The following is a 1,144-nucleotide window of genomic DNA, read 5'->3' as shown; positions in this document are numbered from 1 at the left end:
CACGCTCAATGACGACCGCATACCCCGTCGTCGTCATCCCGAGAGACGGTCAACACAAATCCCTGAACGCTGAACGGTACGGCCTCGAGTTTAAGAAAGTCGCTGACGAAGTGATCGCCCACTTGGCTTCGCTACCCGGAGTCCAGCTGGAGATTCGGGTCGAGATCGACGCTCACGTTCCGGGCGGGCTAGATGAGTCGAAGATCCGGACCATCCGCGAGAACGCAGTCACGCTGAAGTTTCAGACCACGGAGTTTGAATGACTATCTCTATTGAAGTGGCCGGAGCCTGTTGCATTCAGATAGCCAAAAGCCGTATTGATCGCGCAATACGGCTGTCTCTTGAGACACTCCAATTGCACATAACGGTGGGGTCATAGATGGTGCGGACCGTGCCGGGCTTGCTGAGCACGTCGTCCTGGGTGTGAAACAAGATGTCGACCATCAGCGCAATGACCTCGCGGGGGGTGAAGTGATCACCAGCCTGGGCGTTGTTCGATTCGGCGAACTTGCGGATGAGTTCTTCGAAGATATAACCCATGTCGTGATTGGTGACGACCTTCGGGTGCAGGTCGACGGCGGCGAACGCCTTGACGATCAGGTAGAGCCGATCCGACTTCGACAAGTCTCCGATGAGGTCGATCATGCGGAAGCCATCGAAGACGTCGCGAACGTTCGGCGACAACCGCTCGATGTAGTCAATGAGGTTGTCGGCGACACCCTCCGGGTCACCAACCAGCGCATCGAAGGTCCAGCGGGAGGTGTTGTAGAAGGGCAGCTTGAACTTGGCCTTCAGCATCACAGCGGGATCGACCTTGGTCGCCGAGATCTTTTTGTACTCCGCGAGGACCTCGTCCTTCGTCGGCTCCAAGATGCAGTCCAGGCGGCGCAGGATCGTGAATGGCAGGATCACGTCGCCGTACTGGTTCGGCTGATACGGCCCCCGCAGCAGATCGGCGATCTTCCAGATCAGATTCGCATTCGTCTGCGCCATAGGGGTGGTCTCCTCGCCTCAGTATGTGACACGGGGGAAGTTACCCCGAAGCCCGTACAGCGGGTGGGAGGACGGGCGGAGGGGTCACCGGAACCTTGAGTTCCTAAGGGATGTCAAGCGACCTGTTGGCTCGTAGGGTGGTTGTCGGCGG

Annotated in this window: 2 protein-coding genes; one reads left to right on the top strand and one right to left on the bottom strand. The window is 58.3% G+C overall.

Annotated features, from left to right (window positions below):
* On the top strand, positions 1-263 hold a 263-nt coding region (locus CRM90_RS30630), incomplete at its 5' end, for a hypothetical protein (protein WP_158249093.1).
* Positions 264-297: 34 nt separating this feature from the next.
* Here the strand turns inward: CRM90_RS30630 and CRM90_RS29995 are convergent.
* Complete coding sequence (locus tag CRM90_RS29995; protein ID WP_233209609.1) at positions 298-993, bottom strand: type I restriction-modification system subunit M N-terminal domain-containing protein; 696 nt, start codon at positions 991-993, stop codon at positions 298-300.
* Between the last annotated feature and the right edge of the window lie 151 nt (positions 994-1,144).

Origin of the sequence: Mycobacterium sp. ENV421, assembly GCF_002887815.1 — a bacterium.
Classification (GTDB): Bacteria; Actinomycetota; Actinomycetes; order Mycobacteriales; family Mycobacteriaceae; genus Mycobacterium.
This window is presented reverse-complemented; position numbering and strand designations above follow the sequence as displayed.

What these genes read in the sequence shown, in the direction of transcription:
- CRM90_RS29995 (WP_233209609.1), bottom strand. Translation starts at nt 993, where the DNA reads ATGGCGCAGACGAATGCGAATCTGATCTGGAAGATCGCCGATCTGCTG.